19 protein-coding genes and 1 other RNA gene are annotated in these 17,124 nt (G+C 44.2%); all 20 read right to left on the bottom strand.

All coding sequences use genetic code 11. From position 1 onward, the window contains the following. Positions 1–2 precede the first annotated feature (2 nt). Positions 3–530, bottom strand: coding sequence for a DUF6125 family protein (locus ABIL39_04500; protein ID MEO0165380.1), 528 nt, complete (start codon positions 528–530; stop codon positions 3–5). Next, positions 517–1,473 carry a radical SAM protein gene (locus ABIL39_04495; GenBank protein ID MEO0165379.1) on the bottom strand — a complete coding sequence of 319 codons (957 nt, stop codon included), beginning with the start codon at positions 1,471–1,473 and terminating at the stop codon, positions 517–519. The genes ABIL39_04500 and ABIL39_04495 overlap by 14 nt, the downstream gene beginning before the upstream one ends. Next, positions 1,439–2,290 carry an aspartate 1-decarboxylase gene (locus ABIL39_04490; GenBank protein ID MEO0165378.1) on the bottom strand — a complete coding sequence of 284 codons (852 nt, stop codon included), beginning with the start codon at positions 2,288–2,290 and terminating at the stop codon, positions 1,439–1,441. Before ABIL39_04490 ends, ABIL39_04495 begins: the two co-directional genes overlap by 35 nt. Positions 2,291–2,292: 2 nt before the next feature. After that, positions 2,293–2,493 (bottom strand): DUF1858 domain-containing protein, encoded by a 201-nt coding sequence (locus ABIL39_04485; protein MEO0165377.1) that lies wholly within the window; start codon positions 2,491–2,493, stop codon positions 2,293–2,295. Positions 2,494–2,500: 7 nt separating this feature from the next. Continuing rightward, entirely contained in the window at positions 2,501–3,631 is a 1,131-nt protein-coding gene (locus ABIL39_04480) for an FAD-binding oxidoreductase (GenBank protein ID MEO0165376.1), read from the bottom strand. A 42-nt stretch (positions 3,632–3,673) separates the two neighbouring features. Next, a complete protein-coding gene (gene kbl / locus ABIL39_04475) occupies positions 3,674–4,921 on the bottom strand; it encodes a glycine C-acetyltransferase (GenBank protein ID MEO0165375.1) in 1,248 nt (415 codons plus the stop codon). Positions 4,922–4,932: 11 nt separating this feature from the next. Beyond that, positions 4,933–5,193 carry an acyl carrier protein gene (locus ABIL39_04470; protein MEO0165374.1) on the bottom strand — a complete coding sequence of 87 codons (261 nt, stop codon included), beginning with the start codon at positions 5,191–5,193 and terminating at the stop codon, positions 4,933–4,935. Between the two features lie 9 nt (positions 5,194–5,202). Continuing rightward, on the bottom strand, positions 5,203–6,903 hold the full coding sequence (acsA, locus tag ABIL39_04465; protein MEO0165373.1) for an acetate--CoA ligase: 1,701 nt from the start codon (positions 6,901–6,903) through the stop codon (positions 5,203–5,205). Position 6,904: 1 nt separating this feature from the next. Then, positions 6,905–7,252: a 4'-phosphopantetheinyl transferase superfamily protein gene (locus ABIL39_04460; protein MEO0165372.1), complete on the bottom strand. Its 348-nt coding sequence runs from the start codon at positions 7,250–7,252 to the stop codon at positions 6,905–6,907. After that, positions 7,253–8,290 (bottom strand): L-threonine 3-dehydrogenase, encoded by a 1,038-nt coding sequence (gene tdh / locus ABIL39_04455; GenBank protein MEO0165371.1) that lies wholly within the window; start codon positions 8,288–8,290, stop codon positions 7,253–7,255. A 105-nt stretch (positions 8,291–8,395) separates the two neighbouring features. Continuing rightward, entirely contained in the window at positions 8,396–9,949 is a 1,554-nt protein-coding gene (gene rny / locus ABIL39_04450; protein ID MEO0165370.1) for a ribonuclease Y, read from the bottom strand. Between the two features lie 45 nt (positions 9,950–9,994). Continuing rightward, positions 9,995–10,149, bottom strand: a non-coding RNA gene (ssrS, locus tag ABIL39_04445) — 6S RNA. A gap of 2 nt (positions 10,150–10,151) precedes the next feature. Continuing rightward, on the bottom strand, positions 10,152–10,448 hold the full coding sequence (locus tag ABIL39_04440; protein ID MEO0165369.1) for a cell division protein ZapA: 297 nt from the start codon (positions 10,446–10,448) through the stop codon (positions 10,152–10,154). A 35-nt stretch (positions 10,449–10,483) separates the two neighbouring features. Next, positions 10,484–10,660 carry a hypothetical protein gene (locus tag ABIL39_04435; protein MEO0165368.1) on the bottom strand — a complete coding sequence of 59 codons (177 nt, stop codon included), beginning with the start codon at positions 10,658–10,660 and terminating at the stop codon, positions 10,484–10,486. Next, entirely contained in the window at positions 10,657–12,978 is a 2,322-nt protein-coding gene (pheT, locus tag ABIL39_04430) for a phenylalanine--tRNA ligase subunit beta (protein MEO0165367.1), read from the bottom strand. The genes ABIL39_04435 and pheT overlap by 4 nt, the downstream gene beginning before the upstream one ends. Before the next feature lie 23 nt (positions 12,979–13,001). Further along, positions 13,002–14,003, bottom strand: coding sequence for a phenylalanine--tRNA ligase subunit alpha (gene pheS / locus ABIL39_04425; protein MEO0165366.1), 1,002 nt, complete (start codon positions 14,001–14,003; stop codon positions 13,002–13,004). A gap of 3 nt (positions 14,004–14,006) precedes the next feature. Beyond that, a complete protein-coding gene (gene rplT / locus ABIL39_04420; GenBank protein ID MEO0165365.1) occupies positions 14,007–14,375 on the bottom strand; it encodes a 50S ribosomal protein L20 in 369 nt (122 codons plus the stop codon). 122 nt (positions 14,376–14,497) lie between these two features. Then, the gene (rpmI, locus tag ABIL39_04415) at positions 14,498–14,686 is read right to left on the bottom strand and encodes a 50S ribosomal protein L35 (GenBank protein MEO0165364.1); all 189 of its coding nucleotides are present in this window, start codon (positions 14,684–14,686) and stop codon (positions 14,498–14,500) included. Beyond that, positions 14,683–15,207, bottom strand: coding sequence for a translation initiation factor IF-3 (infC, locus tag ABIL39_04410; protein MEO0165363.1), 525 nt, complete (start codon positions 15,205–15,207; stop codon positions 14,683–14,685). Before infC ends, rpmI begins: the two co-directional genes overlap by 4 nt. Then, entirely contained in the window at positions 15,203–17,101 is a 1,899-nt protein-coding gene (thrS, locus tag ABIL39_04405) for a threonine--tRNA ligase (protein ID MEO0165362.1), read from the bottom strand. Before thrS ends, infC begins: the two co-directional genes overlap by 5 nt. Positions 17,102–17,124: the final 23 nt, after the last annotated feature.

The raw sequence follows: 17,124 nt of genomic DNA, 5'->3' as shown, positions 1-17,124 counted from the left end.
ATTTAATCCCGGATAACAAATTCCCAAGCACAGTAGTATTCTCCAGGATGAACATCAGGAGGACAGCAGAGACAATTGGTTTCTATACGCGGGTCAATCGTCTTAGCAAAGTAAGCATATTCCACCAACCCCACGGGTTTACAGGGAAAATCTGGTAGATTTTTTCTTTTACGTGCCTCCTGAACCCGGCATTCGTTCATCCGCAATACACACCTTTTTTCGGATACCTCAACGATCTCTTGTTTGTTGATAAATGCATACAGCCTAAATTTAAGTGCCTGGATCAGTCCCGGAATGCCACTGTATGCCGGAATCTTAAAGCGCTTCATTATTCGCTCGGCTTCAATCACCGTAAATTTCTCCCATGCCTTTTTATCCAATTCAATCGCCACTTCCATGCCGTACTTCTCCTCAACCCCTAAAAACCACAGTCCATCGTGGGCGAGCCAGTTCTTTGCCAAATCGGGTAGAAATTGAAGCAATTCTTCTTTTGTTAAGTCCTCAGGTTCAATTATCTTAAATTCTTTCATAGTAAACTACACCTCCATATTTTTTCTTTCTTATCTTTCCCGCCCGCCATAATTGAGCAAGGTCTTTGATCAATTCATTTTCATTGACCCCCAGACTTTTACTGATATCCTTGCGCGTTCCTGGACGGCGCTGTAGATAGCGAAGAATTAAATCCCTCTTATCTTTAATTTTTGCTACATTAATTTCTTTTTTAAATTCCGCCACCACCTCACTCGGTCCGCTGATCATCCTCTTTATCTGATTCAAATCTTGCATTTTGAGCGGCTGAGCGTAATCTTCGCTCGGTGGTCGGACCACGGTGTTGAGATGTACTTTATCCGGTTTGATTCTTGCTATCGCTTCTTTCAATTTTAAAATTTCCTCTGGTGAATCATTAAATCCCTTTATCAGCATCAATTCTAAATAAATCTTACCCGGATATTTCTTACGAAAATTGATAAGCCCGCCGATAACTTTTTTTGCCCGGATTTTTGCCAAAGGACGGTGGATTTTCTTAAAAGTCCTTTCGTCAGTGGTGGTTAGTGTGGGAAGAACTACATCGGCACCCATTAGATTTTTTTGAACTGCCGGATTGCTGAGCAAAGAGGAATTGGTAATCACGGCAACAGGAATATCCGTAAAGGTCTTTATCTTTTTTATCAAACGCCCCAGATTCTTATAAAGGGTGGGTTCACCTGAGCCCGAAAAAGTGATACAATCAATTTTGATTTTTTGTTTTAATACCTCTTTTAACTCCGCAATTAAAGCCTTTTCCGAAACATAATTTTTTCTTCTATTGGTAAGGTGGGTCGTATGCCCCAGCTGGCAGTAAATACAGTTATAGGTGCAGGTCTTGAAGGGAACAACATCTATGCCCAGGGAGTATCCCAGGCGGCGAGAAGGAACGGGCCCGTAGATATATTTCGGGTTACTTGATTTTTTTGATGTTGTTATTTTTATCAAGAAGGACAATCCTGGGTTTAAATTCTTCTACCTCATCTTGGGGGAGGAAGGTGTAAGCGAGAATACAGAGTCGCTGACCGATTTTTCCCTTTAGTGAAGCAGGTCCGTAAAGCACAAATCTTCGGGACTTCGGTTTTTCGGCGATCACATAGGTCTCAAGCCTTTCTCCATTATCGTAATTTAGCACCTGGACTTTTTCTCCGGGTTTAATATTGGCAGCCGCCAATATCTCGGCATCAATCCCCATACTCCCCTGATAGAATAACACTGTGTCGGTGATTGTGGCTTCGGTAATTTTTGATTTTAAAACTTCCAAATAGGGGACATAACGTTTTTGGATATTTATTCCTTCCTGAATTATCGCCCGATGACTGGCAAAGGGTATTGTAGGTAGTCGGTTCTCAGGAAAAAATCGTACATCCACACTGTCCGAATTTGGTCGCAGCCTGCCTCCGGTCATTTGCACCCGATAACCCAAAAGGAGTACTTCACCATAGACATCGGTATCCTCAACATAAACTCCGAGCAATTCCTTCACCGCTCCGCTTAAACCCGTCTCCTCTTTCAATTCTCTCAATGCACTCTGCTCCGGAGTCTCGCCCAGTTCAATAAAGCCAGAAGGCAACGCCCATTTTCCTTTTCCGGGCTCAATCCCACGTCTCACAAGCAAGATCTCTTTGCGCTCATTCTGAACGAAGACTGCGACCGAAGGAAGAGGATTGAAGTAATAATGCCAACCGCATCCCCCACATCTCACGAATCCTTTTTGAACCATCAAATTGCCCCGACAGTGTGGACAATAATGCCATTTTTTCATCATCATACTCCCTTGTTTTCGTCTTGGTTAAGATGCTCCAATAAAAGATTCACATCAACTTTATATTTTTCACATAACTCTTCAAGCGTCCCCCAGAAAGGCTCACCACAAACCAGACAGGGTAGCCCAAATTTAACAAATATCTTCACCTTATCCGGTGTCTGACTGATAATCTCTTCAACCCGGCTTGTTTTGGTTATCATATAAGTTTTATTTCATCACCTCTTTTTTTGAATAGTCCCTTTTTAAGGCGAATTCACTGATGTCATAGGGTGGGCTACCGGTTGCGATGTACTCTGCCGCAATATATCCGATTTCTGGACCAAGCATAAATCCGTGACCACAGAACCCGCCGATTACCCATAAGCCTTCTATATCAGTCTTATCCACAATCGGGTTACCATCGGGTGTCATCTCATAGCTGCCTGCCCACTGACGAATAATCTTCACTTGCGCCAGTTTCGGAATCAACCTTGCCATTCGCTTCCCCATCTCTCTGATAAATTCAAAAGAGGAACGTATATCGGTTCCAGGAATGTTAGGCACCGGAGTATAACATCCAATGATACTCCCTTGATTAGCCTTCTGATGAAAATAGCAGCCATCCGGGCGGTAGTCAACGATCATAGGCCGAAAAAATATCTCTATCGGTTCGGTGATAAGCGCTTCATGCCGCTCAGGAAATACCGGAATGTCTAAACCGAGATGCTGAGAAAACTCCCGGATAAAAGGACCGGTGGCATTGACAACATTCGGAGCATAGAAAGTATCTCCGTTAATGGTCGTCACCGACAAAACCCTGTGACCATCGAGATTTACCCTCTTCACTTCGCAATAAGTAAATATCTTCCCCCTTTCTTTTATTTTCCGGGCATATCCGTCAACTACTAAAAATGGATTTGCCTGGCCATCTGAGGGACAGTAGGCACCTCCGAGCAAACCTTCGGTATTTATTCCTGGGACAATCTCCTTTATCGTTGGAACATCAACATATTCCACATCCAGCCCCATTCGGCGTTGCAATTCAATTAACCTTTTATAAGTTTTTTCTTTCTCTTCACTGTGGGCGAGAAAGAGATAACCATCTTGTTCAAATTCTACATCCACGCCAAGTTCTTCCTTCATCATTTTAAATTTCTTCACCGACTCCATCGCCACCTTGATACTCAATTCCGTGGAGTATTGCTGTCGGATACCGCCGATGCATCTACCGGTGGAACCTGCGGTGAGATATTCTTTCTCAAATAGATAAACCTTTAAACCTCTTTTGGTCAGATAATAGCCAGTCGCACATCCGATTATCCCGCCGCCGATAATAATGACATCTGCAGTATTATTCATGAAGGAAAAAAGGATGATGATCAGGCTGCATCCAGATATGGATTATAACCCATACATAGCGATTATCTCATCTTTTTTCTTGCCAAGGATATTGTATTTAGCACCCACTTTTTTGAATGCTTCTATCGCTTTATCCAGATGCTCCTTTTCATGGATCGCCGAAATCTGAACGCGGATACGCGCCTGTCCTTGGGGAACAACTGGATAAGAAAAGCCGATCACATAGATTCCTTCATCATATAAATCCCGCGCCATATCTTGAGCAAGTTTGGCGTTGTAAAGCATGATTGGGACAATCGGGTGTACACCTTCTTTAATGTCGAACCCAGCTTCCTTTATCTTCTGACGAAAATACTTAGTGTTTTCTTCGAGTTTATCCCGCAAGGCGGTGGTAGTACCGATGATATCCATCACTTTATTTGCTGCAGCCACTACCACCGGCGGAATGGTATTCGAAAAGAGATATGGGCGTGCCCGCTGCCTGCAGAGTTCCACAATCTCTTTGCGACCACTTACACATCCACCACTTGCCCCGCCCATTGCCTTGCCAAGGGTGGTTGTGATGATATCAATTTTACCCATCACCCCGCAGTATTCATGGGTTCCCCGCCCATTTTTGCCCAGAAATCCGGTGGCGTGGGAATCATCCACCATCACCATTGCATCATACTTTTCTGCCAATTCACAGATTTTATCCAAGGGTGCAATGTCGCCATCCATGGAGAAAACCCCATCGGTGATGATCATCCGGAAACGACAATTCTGGGTCTCCTGGAGTTTTTCTTCTAAATGCGCCATATTGAGGTGTTTATAATTGTAGGTCTGTGCTTTACATAATTTCATCCCATCAACGATTGAGGCATGGACCAAGCGATCGGCGATCATCGCATCCTGCTGGTCTAAAACAACATCAAAAACCCCGGCATTGGCATCCATGCACGAAGGGAAAAGCACTGTATCTTCAGTGCCTAAAAATTCAGTAAGTTTCCTTTCCAATTCTTTATGAATATCCTGGGTGCCACAGATAAAACGAACCGAGGACATGCCGTAACCGCGGTTTTCCAACCCTTCATGTGCTGCCTTGATGACTTCAGGATGGCTGGATAAACCCAGATAATTATTGGCACAGAAATTAATCACCTCCCTTGGTGGTGAACCTGCTGGATATTCCACCTTGATCACTGCTGATTGCGGTGAAGCTATGAAACGTTCTTCCTTGAAAAGACCTTTTTCTTTTATCGCCTTGAGTTCGTTAGCAAAAAATTCGCGCACCCGATCGCTGAATGCCATATTCCCTCCTTTTAGGTATCAATCTTTACAAATTCACTGAGCAGTTTGATGATGTTGTTAACAGTATCAAATGCTTCAGTGGTTGCCTTTTCATCTGGAATTTTAATGTTGAATTTCTTTTCCAGAAATGTCTTCAGTGAAACCATGGAAAAGGAATCAACGATCCCACTGGAGATGAGCGGTGTATTCTCATTTATCTCTTGGTCCGAATCTTCATCCAGATACTCCCTTTTCACATAATCAATGATTAATTTCTTTAAATCTTCTCCCATTTTTCCTCCTTAATCATTTTCCAAAGTTGATATATCACCAATCTCTTCACCCCATTCCTTTGCCCGCAAAAGCCGACGCATGATCTTGCCGCTGCGGGTTTTTGGCAATGAATCCACAAATTCAATTTCTTGGGGCATTGCCAGGGGTGAAAGCTTTTTACGGATGAAGTTCATAATATCAAGTTCTAATTCGTCGCTCGGTTTGTATCCGGGTTTTAAAGCCACAAAGGCCTTTACCACCTCCATGTTAACCGGATCCGGTTTGCCCACTGCTGCTGATTCAGCAACTGCTGGGTGTTCCAGGAGTGCTGATTCAATCTCAAAAGGTCCTACTAGATGTCCCGCGGTATTTATCACATCGTCATCCCGACCCACAAACCAAAAATAGCCGTCATTATCAAGATAGGCACGATCCCCGCAGATATACCAGTTATTTTTAAATTTGTTTTTATAGGTTTCGGGGTTATTCCAGTAGGCGCGCATCATCGAGGGCCAGCCCGGTCTTAATGCGATCAACCCAATTACACCCGGGGTATTAACCGGTTCATAATTCTTGGGGTCAACGACCGTAGCAATGATACCTGGAAATGGTTTTCCCATGGAACCCGGTTTTATCTTCATACCCGGATAGTTAGAAATCACAATCGCACCGGTCTCGGTCTGCCAATAAGAATCATGGAAGGGTAATCCAAAGACCTTCTCTGACCAGATGACTGCCTCGGGATTTAACGGTTCACCCACACTTACCAGATGACGCAGCGAACTTAGATTATATTTTTTAACCACCTCATCACCTTCTTTCATTAACAACCGAATGGCAGTAGGAGCAGTATACCAGACCGTAATTTTATGACGCTCGATGAATCCATACCATTTTTCCGTATTAAAACCTATATCATAAACTGCTTGGGTTACACCATTAGACCAAGGTCCAATGATCCCATAGGAAGTACCTGTCACCCAACCTGGATCTGCAGTACACCAGTAGATATCATTGGGTTGCAAATCAAGCACCCATTTTGCGGTAATATACTGGGCGATGATGGAAGAGTGGACATGAAGGGCACCTTTCGGTTTACCGGTCGTTCCCGAAGTGTAGTGCAAAACCGATGGTGTTTCCCTGTCTGCGGGGAATATCGCAAACTGCTCTATACGGTCGTATGCCTCCATATCAAATTCAATCTCACGCTCTTCCAAAGGTTTACCTTCGTTATGAAGCACGATGATAAATTTTAGGTGGGGAAGCTGGGCTTTTATTTTCCGGACTTTAGAAAGGTGCTTACGGGTAGTTAAAATCGCAGTAGTCTGTGCATCCTCCAGACGGGTAAATAACGCCTCCTCGCCAAATGCAGAAAATAACGGCTGAACGATGAATCCCGCCTTGAGAATACCCAGAAATGAAATATATAATTCCGGTATCCGGTCCATAAAGATACAAACCCGCTCACCGCGGTTTATTCCCAACTTTGTAAGAAAGTGTGCAAATTTGTTACTATAGATTCTAATATCGTGATAGGTAAAATGTTTCACCTCCCCACCGAACCCCTGCCAGATCAGTGCCAGTTTCTCACCCAGCCCGAGTTCGCAAATACGGTCACTACAATAATAACCGATATTGAACATCCCGTTTTTGCCATACTCCAGTTCCTGCTCGCTCAATTTCCAATCAAAATTTTTATATCTCTCCTCATAGGACCCGATGTTTGCCATATCAATAAACCTCCTGTTTATTTTCAATTATTGCCACAGCCCAGGCATATTTTTTAGACCTGCCTGTTCCGGTATGGATTCCGATTTTATTCTCTTTCCCCTTAAAAACCTCATCCAGTTTATTATCCTCACCCCTTATTTCCACCTTCTTCCAGAAAAACCCTTGAGAGAGTCCTATGCCCAGTGCTTTTAAAATCGCTTCTTTAAGGGCAAATTTTAAACTCGCCAAAAGATGATTATTCTTAATCTCCTTTATTTCACTCTCAGTAAAAACTTGCTGATAAAAATCAGTGCCAACCTTAGCAAAGCGCCCTATTTCAATAAGGTCAATCCCAATTCCTTCTATCATCTATGGGTACAGCAAAATCTTTCCACAGTTACCGGATTCCATCAATTCCATACCCTTTTGAAATTCTTCGAGCCGGAAGCGGTGGGTGATCAGGGGTTCCAGATCAATCCGTCCTGCGGCAAGAAATCGGGTGGTTTTATACCAAGTGGAGTACATCAACCGGCCGTTAATCCCTTGAATCGTGAAATACTTGAAGACTATTTCTGCAAGGTCAAATTTGAAAGGTTTATCCGGAATTCCCAAGATTGAATACCGACCCCCGGGTCTTAAAGCCTTAAGTCCTTCGTTGATGGCACTCGGATTTCCAGACATTTCTAAAACCACATCTACCCCTCTTCCTTCGGTATTTTCCAGCACCACCTCCACCACTTTGTCCTTTTTGGGATTTAAAATCACATCTGCACCCAGACGTTTCGCCATATGCAGTCGGTATTCATTGACTTCCGTAACGATGATCTTTGTCGCACCACAGGCCCGGGATACAACGATGGACATGAGTCCGATTGGACCACACCCAGTGATAAGGACAGTATTCCCAGCAATCTCACCAGCAAGGACCGTATGAATCGCATTACCCAAAGGTTCCATCAGTGAGATATAGTCCTGGGGAATTTTTTCATTTATCACCCAGGCATTGTTTGCGGGAACTACGGCGTATTCAGCGAAAACACCGTCAACATCTACCCCGAATATTTTACCATTTTCGCAGATATGGGCAAGTCCATTCCGGCACATAAAGCAGTGACCGCAGGCGATATGGGTCTCAGCCGATATCAAATCGTCTTTTTTGATGTTTTTAACATTAGCACCGATCTCTACCACCTGACCACAAAGTTCATGCCCCATAATCTGAGGGAGTTTCTTTATACGGCGTTGCGCCCATTCATTCCACTGATAAATATGGAGATCGGTTCCGCAAATTGAGGTAGCCAAAACTTTGACCAGGACCTCATTGGGTCCTGGTGTTGGAATTGGAACATCTAATAATTCCGCACCTGTCTCGGGTTTGGTTTTGACGATCGCTTTCATGGTTGGCATAGGTTATTATACCGAAAAAAGGATTAAAGTCAAGATTGCCCAAATTTTATTTTATTTTCTCGGATGATGTGTGTTGATATATAGAATTTAGGCAGATTTATTTTTCTACCTGGCTATCTCCGTAGCTCGGGTTTCCCGCACCACCGTGACTTTTATTTGTCCTGGATACTGAATCTCTTTCTCAATCCGCCGCGCAATATCATTGGCAAGGTTTGCCACCTCATTGTCCGAAACCACCCCAGGATTCACCATCACCCGCACTTCCCTTCCAGCCTGAATTGCATAGACTCTCTCCACTCCATTGAATGCCGAAACGAGTTCCTCCAGGGCTTTGAGACGTTTGATATAAGCCTCAATCGTTTCCCTTCGGGCACCGGGTCGTGCACCAGATATGGAATCTGCAATTTCTACGATAAAAGTGTAAGGGCTGATGGGCTGAACTTCTTCGTGATGGGCTGCGATCGCATTGACGATAATCTCGCTCTCGTTAAATTTTGCAGCGAGTTCGGCGCCGATCTGGGCATGTGAACCCTCCATGCTCATATCCGCCACCTTTCCCAGATCATGCAAGAGACCGGCCCTTTTTGCAATCACCGGATCCAAACCGAGTTCTTGAGCGATGAGGGCTGAGAGATAAGCAACTTCTTTAGAATGCTGCAAAAGATTCTGTCCATAACTCGTTCGAAAACGCATCTTCCCCAGATGTCTTACCAGCTCCGGTGCCAGACCGATAATCCCGAGTTCTAAACATATTTCTTCACCGGTGTTCTTGATGACACTATCTATCTCTTTTTCCGCACTCCGGACCACCTCTTCAATCCGTGCCGGGTGAATCCGGCCATCGGAAATAAGTTTGGTCATGGCAATCCGTGCAATCTCGCGCCTTATCGGATCAAAACAGGAAAGAGAAATCGTCTCCGGCGAGTCATCGATGATGACCTCCACTCCGGTGAGATTCTCAAAAGCACGAATATTTCTACCTTCCCGACCGATAATACGACCCTTCATTTCTTCTGAGGGAATGGAAACGACCGCAATCGTCGTCTCAGTAGTATGGCTCGTAGCACAACGCTGAATCGCCTGGAGAATTATTTCCCGTGCCGTTTCTTCCGCCTTCTGTTTTGCTTCTTCTTTTATCCGATTCAAAAGGGCTGCAGCCTCATGTCGTGCTTCGGCTTCCAAGTTACGGAGCAATGCGGCTTTGGCTTCTTCTTTGGAAAGATTGGCAATCTTCTGTAATGCCTCGGTTTCTTCTTTGATCAGCTGATCCAACCTTTCAGATTTCACCTGGATTATCTTCTCACGGTTCTGGAGATTATGTTCTTTATTTAGCAACTCTTTCTCTTTATCAATAATTAACCGTTCTCGCTTTTCTAGATTATTCTCCTTCTCTAACAGACGCCGTTCCGCTTTTTCAATCTCGCGCCGGCGGTTCATTGTCTCTTTTTCGAAATTCAATTTTTCCTGATACCAATGTTCTTTAGCAGCGATCTCCGCCGATTTCCGGTAGTTCTCCGCCTCTTTCTTGGCATCTTCAATTATCTTCCGGGCCTCTTCCTGAGCACTAAGGATTTTGGCGCGGTTATACCGGAAGTAAAAAAATATCACAAAAATGATTTCTAAAGCCAACAAAAATAGGGCAATTATTAGCAACGTCATTGTAACCTCCCCCGGGACCATGGCGACGGTCCCGGTAAATTTTTTAAAGTCCCCGCGAATGCCGTGTGGGAAAAAGTCTCTGAACCCAAAGTTAAAGTGGGCGCCTGTCAGTTACAGACGCAGTCTGCAACCGAACTCAGCTCCCTAACGATGGGTGTTGGCTCAAGACTTAATGCCCATCACGAGCATCGCAGGGAACGAATTAAGTGACTACCTCGTCAATCCTGAGGATTAATGAATTAATCCTCTGCTCAAGTTCAGAAATCCTTTTATTTAAATGTTCCTCTTTTTGCAAAAATTCGTCCACAAGATTCAAACAGGCAAGCACCGCAATTTTGGTCGTTGAGGGCAGCGGGAATTCACGATGGATATCCCGCATTTTCTTATCTACGATCTCCGCAATCTTCTTAATTCGTTCCTCATCAATATCTTCGGAAGTTATCCGATAATCATTTCCGAAGATATTAACCAACACCTCGTGGGTATGACCCTTCTTCAATTTAACTCCTAAAATTTACCAAATACTCCATAAAATTACAGGGTCATCGTATCAATTTTCTCAATTAGCCCATCAACTTTTTTTCTTACCTCTTCTTCTCTCTCGCGCAACTGCCTATTTTCTTCTTCAAGTTCACTTATCTTCTGTCTTAATTCATAGATTAAATTAATCATCCTTTCAATCTTCTCTTCCAGTTTTGCTATCCCATTCAATTTGTCTCCTTTGTTCTTAATATTGCCCCAAAATTGTTGGTGACTTCCTGGACAATCCGTGAAACGAATCTATCAACCTCTTGATCCGTGAGGGTTCGGTCCGGTGCCTTGAAATAAAAACGGAATCCCAGATTCTTTTTACCGGGGGGAAGATTTTTGCCTTGATAATAATCGAAGAGCACCACTTTTTCTAAAACCGGTCCTGCAATGGTGATGAGAAATTTTTTGACCGTCGGTACCTCCACACTTTCATCGAAGAGGAACGCCAGATCGCGGATATTAGCTGGAAACCTCGGTGGAGGATTGTAGAAAGGCTCACTAACGAGACCAAGCATCTGGTCAATTGATAATTCAAAGTAGTAAAACTCGCGCTCGCAGAACTCTGGAGCTACCATCCCCAAGAAGCCAAGTGTGCGGTCTGAAGACATGATCTGCACCGGGTTAACGAATCCTTTCTTTTCAAAGTGGCTGAATTCGATCTCCGGAATGTGCAAAGCCTCAAGGATTGTTTCCACCACCCCTTTGGCATCATAGTAATCGAGTTTCTGGACAGAACTCTCCCAGAAATTGGGGTAGCGTTCACCACCCATTATCGCTCCGAGCCGTTTTTCCTCAAAGGGCTCGGATTTTAAAAGGATATTACCTACCTCAAAGAGTTTTAAGGAAAAATTACCCTTTGAGAGGTTGTATTGGACCGCATCTAAAAGACCCAAAAAGAGTGTGGGTCTTAAGGCATTAAACCGCTCATTGAGCGGATTTTTCACCTTAACAAATTCACTATATCCAAGATCTTCGAGCCTTTCACTGGATACCAGTGAGAGGTTATATGTTTCGCTGAAACCGAGTCCGAGCATATAAGATTTCAAATGTTTTATCAAACTCCTTCCCCGCTCCAGGATTGGAGTAATACCCCAGCGTTTTGGAGGAACATCCGGGATATTCATATAACCATAAATACGTGCTACTTCTTCATAGATGTCTTCTTCAATCTGGAGGTCATAACGGTAATGGGGTATTACTGCGCGCATATTATTTTTGCCCGAAACTTTTATCGCGCACTTACTTAAAAGATTTTTGACTTCATCGGATTTGAGATTCAATGAAAGGATGGTATTTAAACGCCCGAGATTGAATGCCACTGTGCGCGACTTTGCCTTTTTCCCGGCACTAACAAATGAAACTTCACGTGCCCCGGCCAACCGTTTGAAATCTTCACCGGTTATCCGAGAAATTTCGTCAACGATTGATAGGTCCGCCCCTCTTTCAAAACGCAAAGAGGCTTCGGTCTGAATTCCCAGGCGGCGCCGGGTATGTGCGATCCGCCGAGGGTTGAAATAGGCACTTTCGAGCAGAACCCGTCGGGTAGAATTGGTGATCTGGGAGCACCGAGCACCGATAATACCAGCAAGGGCAATAGGACCATTTTTATCGGCAATCACCAGGTCATCTTCGTTAAGCTTAAAAACCGTCCCCTCCAAGGTCACAAACTGCTCGTTTTTCTGCGCCCGCCTTATCACCACAGGCATCTTGAGTAAATCAAGATCAAAAGGATGGAGGGGATGTCCGTAGAGCAACATGTTGATGTTGGTCAGGTCCACCACATTATTGATTCCTCTCATCCCCATGCAGTAAAGTCGCCATTTTATGGAAAACGGCGATTCCTGAATCTTGACATCCTCAAATATCCTTGCGGTATACCTTGGGCAACCCTCATGGTCGATTATCTGAATGAGTGAGGGATCGTTCTTATTCCTCTGCTCCGGATTTTTTTCTTTTAGACTAAGATTTATCCCCAGCCCGACACTGAATTCACGTGCCACTCCCACCACCGAGAGTAAGTCTGGCCGATTGGTACTGACTTTTACATCCAAAACCACATCATCAAAATAATCACGAAAATGCACACCTTCCTTTCCCCGGTCTAAAACAATCACTCCTGTAGACTTTTCGGCCATCCCCAGTTCTTCTTCGCTCACCAGCATCCCGGTGGATTTTATTCCGGCAAAATCCCGCTCACCCACAATCTCTTCTTTAAACCTTTTTCCTGCCTCCACAACCAGGACCAGATCACCCAATTTGACATTGGTCGCAGCACTCACTATTTGATGATGAGTTTTTGTTTTGATCTCAAGGATGATAAGATTCTTTAGCGTGGGATGGGGTGTAATCTTCGTAATCCGGCCGATTACTACATCCTGCGGGGCATAATTTTTTTGCTCACTTATTTCCATTCCCAGTCTATTAGCCACTTTCACAAGTTCCTTGACCTCCAATTCAGTGCCAAGGATTTCTTCCAACCATTTGACCGAGACTAACATTCTCTCTCCCTTGCGCGCATTTTTTAAAATTGTCCTAAGAACCGGATATCGTTATTATAAAATACCCGGATATCATCAATCAGATATTTTACTATCGCCACCCGCTCAATACCCATGCCTAAGGCATAACCCGAATACTCCTTCGGTGAGATCTTCACATTCTTTAAAACTTGGGGATGAACCATCCCACAACCCAAAAGTTCCAGCCAGCCGGTATTGCCGCAGACCGGGCATCCGGTTCCTTGGCAGACAGAGCAACTGATGGCAAGTTCTCCAGAAGGTTCGGTAAAGGGAAAGAAACTCGGTCGGAGTTCATATTTGGTTTTGGGACCAAAGATATGTTTGACGAATTCACCCAATAGCCATTTTAATTCGCCAAAAGAAACCCCTTTGTCTACATACAAAACTTCCACTTGATGGAATACTGGAGAATGGCTGGGATCAAAGGGATCAAACCGATAACACCTACCTGGACAGATGATCTTTATCGGCGGCTTATACTTTTCCATCACCCTTATCTGAACCGGTGAGGTGTGACTCCTCAGGAGCAATTCGTCGGTGATATAGAGACTTGAAAAATTATCCCGTGCCGGGTGGTCCTTGGGGATATTCAAAGCCTCAAAGTTATACCAGTCGTATTCAATTTCGGGTCCGGATGCCACGACAAAACCGAGATTTTCAAAAAAAGATTCAATCTCTTCCTGGATAATACTCAGCGGATGGCGGTGGCCCACATAGCCCATTCTTCCGGGTAATAAAGGATCAAATTTCGGTTTCTCTTTCTTTAAAAGCTCACTCTGACGCTGATTTATTATTGCGGTAAGCTGAGTTTTCAAAAGATTTATCTCGTTCCCGTATTTCTTACGTTCTTCAAGAGGGAGATTCACCAGTTCTTTAATCAACTCATTTAGTACGCCCTTTCTACCTAAAAACCGTATCCGAAAAGATTCCAGTGTCTGAGCATCTTTAATATTACCTAACTCCAGTTCTATCGTTGACCGAACTTCCTTTAATTTTTCTTCCATAACCTATGCCCGTGCCTCTCCCTTCATACCCTTACATACTTCAACCAGTGAATTGAACTCCTCAGGATGTTCATATGCGAGCATTGCCAGGGTCTTTCGGTCTATTTCAATGTTATTCTTTTTCAACGAATTAATAAACTCAGAATACTTCAACCCCTGCTGTCTCAATGCCGCATTAATTCGCGTTATCCATAATGCCCGGAATACCCGTTTTTTCCTTTTGCGCTCTCGGTACGCAGAAAGCCACGCCTTCATCACTTGGAGGCGGGCGCTTTTATAAAGACGGTGTTTACCACCCCAGTAGCCCTTTGCGGCTTTAAGCCACTTTTTTCTGCGTTTGCGCGTATAAGGTCCGCACTTTGTTCTTGGCATATCGCTTGCTCCTTTCTTTGATTTATGCCTTCAGATTTTATCGCCTGAAATCTTAAGGATTTAGGCTCATCAAAACATTATAACCAAATTAAAAATTCTGTCAAGTCCTGTTGGCAAAATTGTTATTTAAAATCTTTGAATTTTTTTAGGTCCGCCTTGGAAATCGGCACTAACTTCGAAAGACGCCTCTTTCTTTTTCGGGACTTTCCGGTCAATAAATGTCTCCGGCCTGCTTTCCAATGTAAAATCTTACCATCTTTTTTTATCTTAACCCTTTTCAACCAACCCCTTTTACTTTTCAGTTTTCTCATCCTTTCTTCTCCTTTTTCTGGGGAATAAGGGTGACCTGGATGACCTGATCTTCCTGCTTCGGAGGAGCCTCCTCACGGGCGATATCTTTTAGGTCATTAATCACCCTTTCCATAAGATTCATCCCGAGGTGGGCATGGAGCAATTCCCGGCCCTTTAATCTCAATTTCACCTTTACCCGGTCGCCTCTGGCCAGAAATTCTTTCATCTTGTTTAACTTCACCCGGTAATCATTATCCGATATTTTCATTGAAAGTCTGATTTCCCTTACCTCGGTCTGGTGCTGGTGCTTACGCGCTTCCCGTTCTTGTCGCTTCTTTTCATAAACATACCTACCAAAATCCATCAAACGGCAGACTGGTGGTTGGGAATCCGGGGCAACTTCCACCAGGTCATAGCCCCGTTCCCGGGCAATGCGCAGGGCAATCGCCAGATCAAAAATACCCATATATTGGCGATTTTCATCCACCAGTTTTACCTTTTCGGCTTTTATCTCATGATTAACCCTCGGTAGATTCTTAATCTTCGCCCCCTTGTTCTGAATCGCAGAGATTAAAAAAATCTTTTAACTTCATGGCGCCGAGGTCTCCCCGTCCCCGCTTACGGACCGAAATCGTCTTACTTTCCACTTCTCTTTTACCAACAACCAGAATATAGGGAATTTTTTTAACCTCGGCTTCTCTTATTCGATAATTTATCTTCATGGACTTAGTATTCAATTCCGCACGCAATCCATGTTTCAGACAGCGTTGATAAACCTCTCGGGCATAAGTCGCCTCTTTATCAGTTATCGGCATGACAACCACTTGGACCGGTGCAAGCCAGAGGGGAAATGCCCCTGCATAATGTTCGATAAGGGTGCCGATAAACCGCTCCAATGAGCCATACAGCGCGCGGTGGATTACCACTACTTCCCGGTGTTGCCCTTGGGCATCCATATATTCAATTTTAAAGCGCTTAGGCAGATTGAAGTCAAACTGGATGGTTGTCGCCTGCCAGGGCCGACCCAAGGCATCAAGAATATTGATATCAATCTTTGGACCATAAAATACTGCCTCGCCTAATTGCACCTTATATGCCAGGTTGACCTTTTCTAATGCTGAAGTAAGCGCTTTTTCAGCCCTTTCCCACTCCTCATCCGAACCCATAAATTTATCTTTATTCTTAGGATCGCGCACCGAAAGGTTCACCACAAAGTCTTCAAACCCGAATTTCTTAAATATTTTTAGCGTCAATTTCAATATCTTCACCACCTCATCCTCAATCTGATCCGGACGGCAGAAGATATGGGCATCATCCTGGGTAAAACCCCGGACGCGCAAGAGACCATGGAGTGTGCCTGATAATTCATTCCGGTAGACTGTGGCTAATTCAGCAAACTTGATCGGCAACTCCTTATAACTCCGCACCTTTGATTTATAAATCAGTATATGGCCTGGACAGTTCATCGGTTTTAAAACATATTCTTCGTTCTCCACCGGCAGGGTGAACATCTTGTCCCGATAATAATCATAATGTCCAGAGGTATGCCAGAGGTGACTCCGAGCGATGTGTGGGGTGGTGATCAACTCATAACCTTCCTTTAAATGTTCTGTGATCCAGTATTGTTCAATCAACCTTCTGATGATCGTACCCTTGGGGTGCCAGAATACCAGCCCTGCTCCAGCCTCTTCAAAGATTGAAAACAATTCCAGTTCCGTACCCAATCGGCGGTGGTCACGCTTTTGTGCCTCTTCCAGTTTGAAAAGGTATTTCTTCAACTCTTCCTCGGTTGTAAAAGAGATGCCGTAGATTCGGGAAAGCATTGGTAAACGGGCATCACCCCGCCAGTACGCACCAGCAACACTGAGAAGTTTGAATGCCTTAACCCGGCCGGTGCTCGGGATATGCGGTCCCCGGCAAAGGTCAACGAAATCCCCATTGCGGTAAAGGCTTATCTCTTTATCCGGAATTTCCTTGGCGAGTTCTACTTTGTATGGCTCATTACGCCGGTTGAAAAATTCAATCACCGCTTCTTTGGTCATCACCAGACGTTCAAATGGTATATCCCCTTTTATTATCTCTAACATCTTTTCTTCAATCTTTTTCAAATCATCGTTGGTGAAAGGGGGGCTTCGGTCGAAATCGTAATAAAAGCCCTGGTCGATCGCTGGTCCTATTGCCAGTTTCGCCTCCGGATATAAAGATTTCACCGCCATTGCCATGATATGAGAAGTGGAGTGCCAGAATACTTGCTGACCCTCCGGTTCGGAAAACTTTACTGGAGTCAATTCACAATCCGCATTAAGTACGGTACTCAAATCCCTCAATTCACCGTTGATCCGCACCGCAATGCATTCTTCATCCTGAATCAGTTCCGATGCCTTCACGCCCGGTGCAACTTCCATGATACTATTATTCAATCTGACCTTTATCATCGCTCAATTATAAATCATTTTTT

The organism is candidate division WOR-3 bacterium, assembly GCA_039802205.1.
Taxonomy (GTDB): Bacteria; Hydrothermota; Tepidihabitantia; order SM23-42; family JAOAFX01; genus JAOAFX01.
This window is presented reverse-complemented; position numbering and strand designations above follow the sequence as displayed.

Bases quoted from the DNA above. Each gene is read 5' to 3' on its own strand.
- ABIL39_04500 (MEO0165380.1), bottom strand. From the start codon at position 530: ATGAAAGAATTTAAGATAATTGAACCTGAGGACTTAACAAAAGAAGAA.
- pheS (MEO0165366.1), bottom strand. From the start codon at position 14,003: ATGGAAGAAAAATTAAAGGAAGTTCGGTCAACGATAGAACTGGAGTTA.
- ABIL39_04470 (MEO0165374.1), bottom strand. From the start codon at position 5,193: ATGGGAGAAGATTTAAAGAAATTAATCATTGATTATGTGAAAAGGGAG.
- thrS (MEO0165362.1), bottom strand. From the start codon at position 17,101: ATGATAAAGGTCAGATTGAATAATAGTATCATGGAAGTTGCACCGGGC.
- rny (MEO0165370.1), bottom strand. From the start codon at position 9,949: ATGACGTTGCTAATAATTGCCCTATTTTTGTTGGCTTTAGAAATCATT.
- tdh (MEO0165371.1), bottom strand. From the start codon at position 8,290: ATGCCAACCATGAAAGCGATCGTCAAAACCAAACCCGAGACAGGTGCG.
- ABIL39_04480 (MEO0165376.1), bottom strand. From the start codon at position 3,631: ATGAATAATACTGCAGATGTCATTATTATCGGCGGCGGGATAATCGGA.
- acsA (MEO0165373.1), bottom strand. From the start codon at position 6,903: ATGGCAAACATCGGGTCCTATGAGGAGAGATATAAAAATTTTGATTGG.
- kbl (MEO0165375.1), bottom strand. From the start codon at position 4,921: ATGGCATTCAGCGATCGGGTGCGCGAATTTTTTGCTAACGAACTCAAG.
- ABIL39_04490 (MEO0165378.1), bottom strand. From the start codon at position 2,290: ATGAAAAAATGGCATTATTGTCCACACTGTCGGGGCAATTTGATGGTT.
- ABIL39_04460 (MEO0165372.1), bottom strand. From the start codon at position 7,252: ATGATAGAAGGAATTGGGATTGACCTTATTGAAATAGGGCGCTTTGCT.
- pheT (MEO0165367.1), bottom strand. From the start codon at position 12,978: ATGTTAGTCTCGGTCAAATGGTTGGAAGAAATCCTTGGCACTGAATTG.
- rplT (MEO0165365.1), bottom strand. From the start codon at position 14,375: ATGCCAAGAACAAAGTGCGGACCTTATACGCGCAAACGCAGAAAAAAG.
- rpmI (MEO0165364.1), bottom strand. From the start codon at position 14,686: ATGAGAAAACTGAAAAGTAAAAGGGGTTGGTTGAAAAGGGTTAAGATA.
- ABIL39_04485 (MEO0165377.1), bottom strand. From the start codon at position 2,493: ATGATAACCAAAACAAGCCGGGTTGAAGAGATTATCAGTCAGACACCG.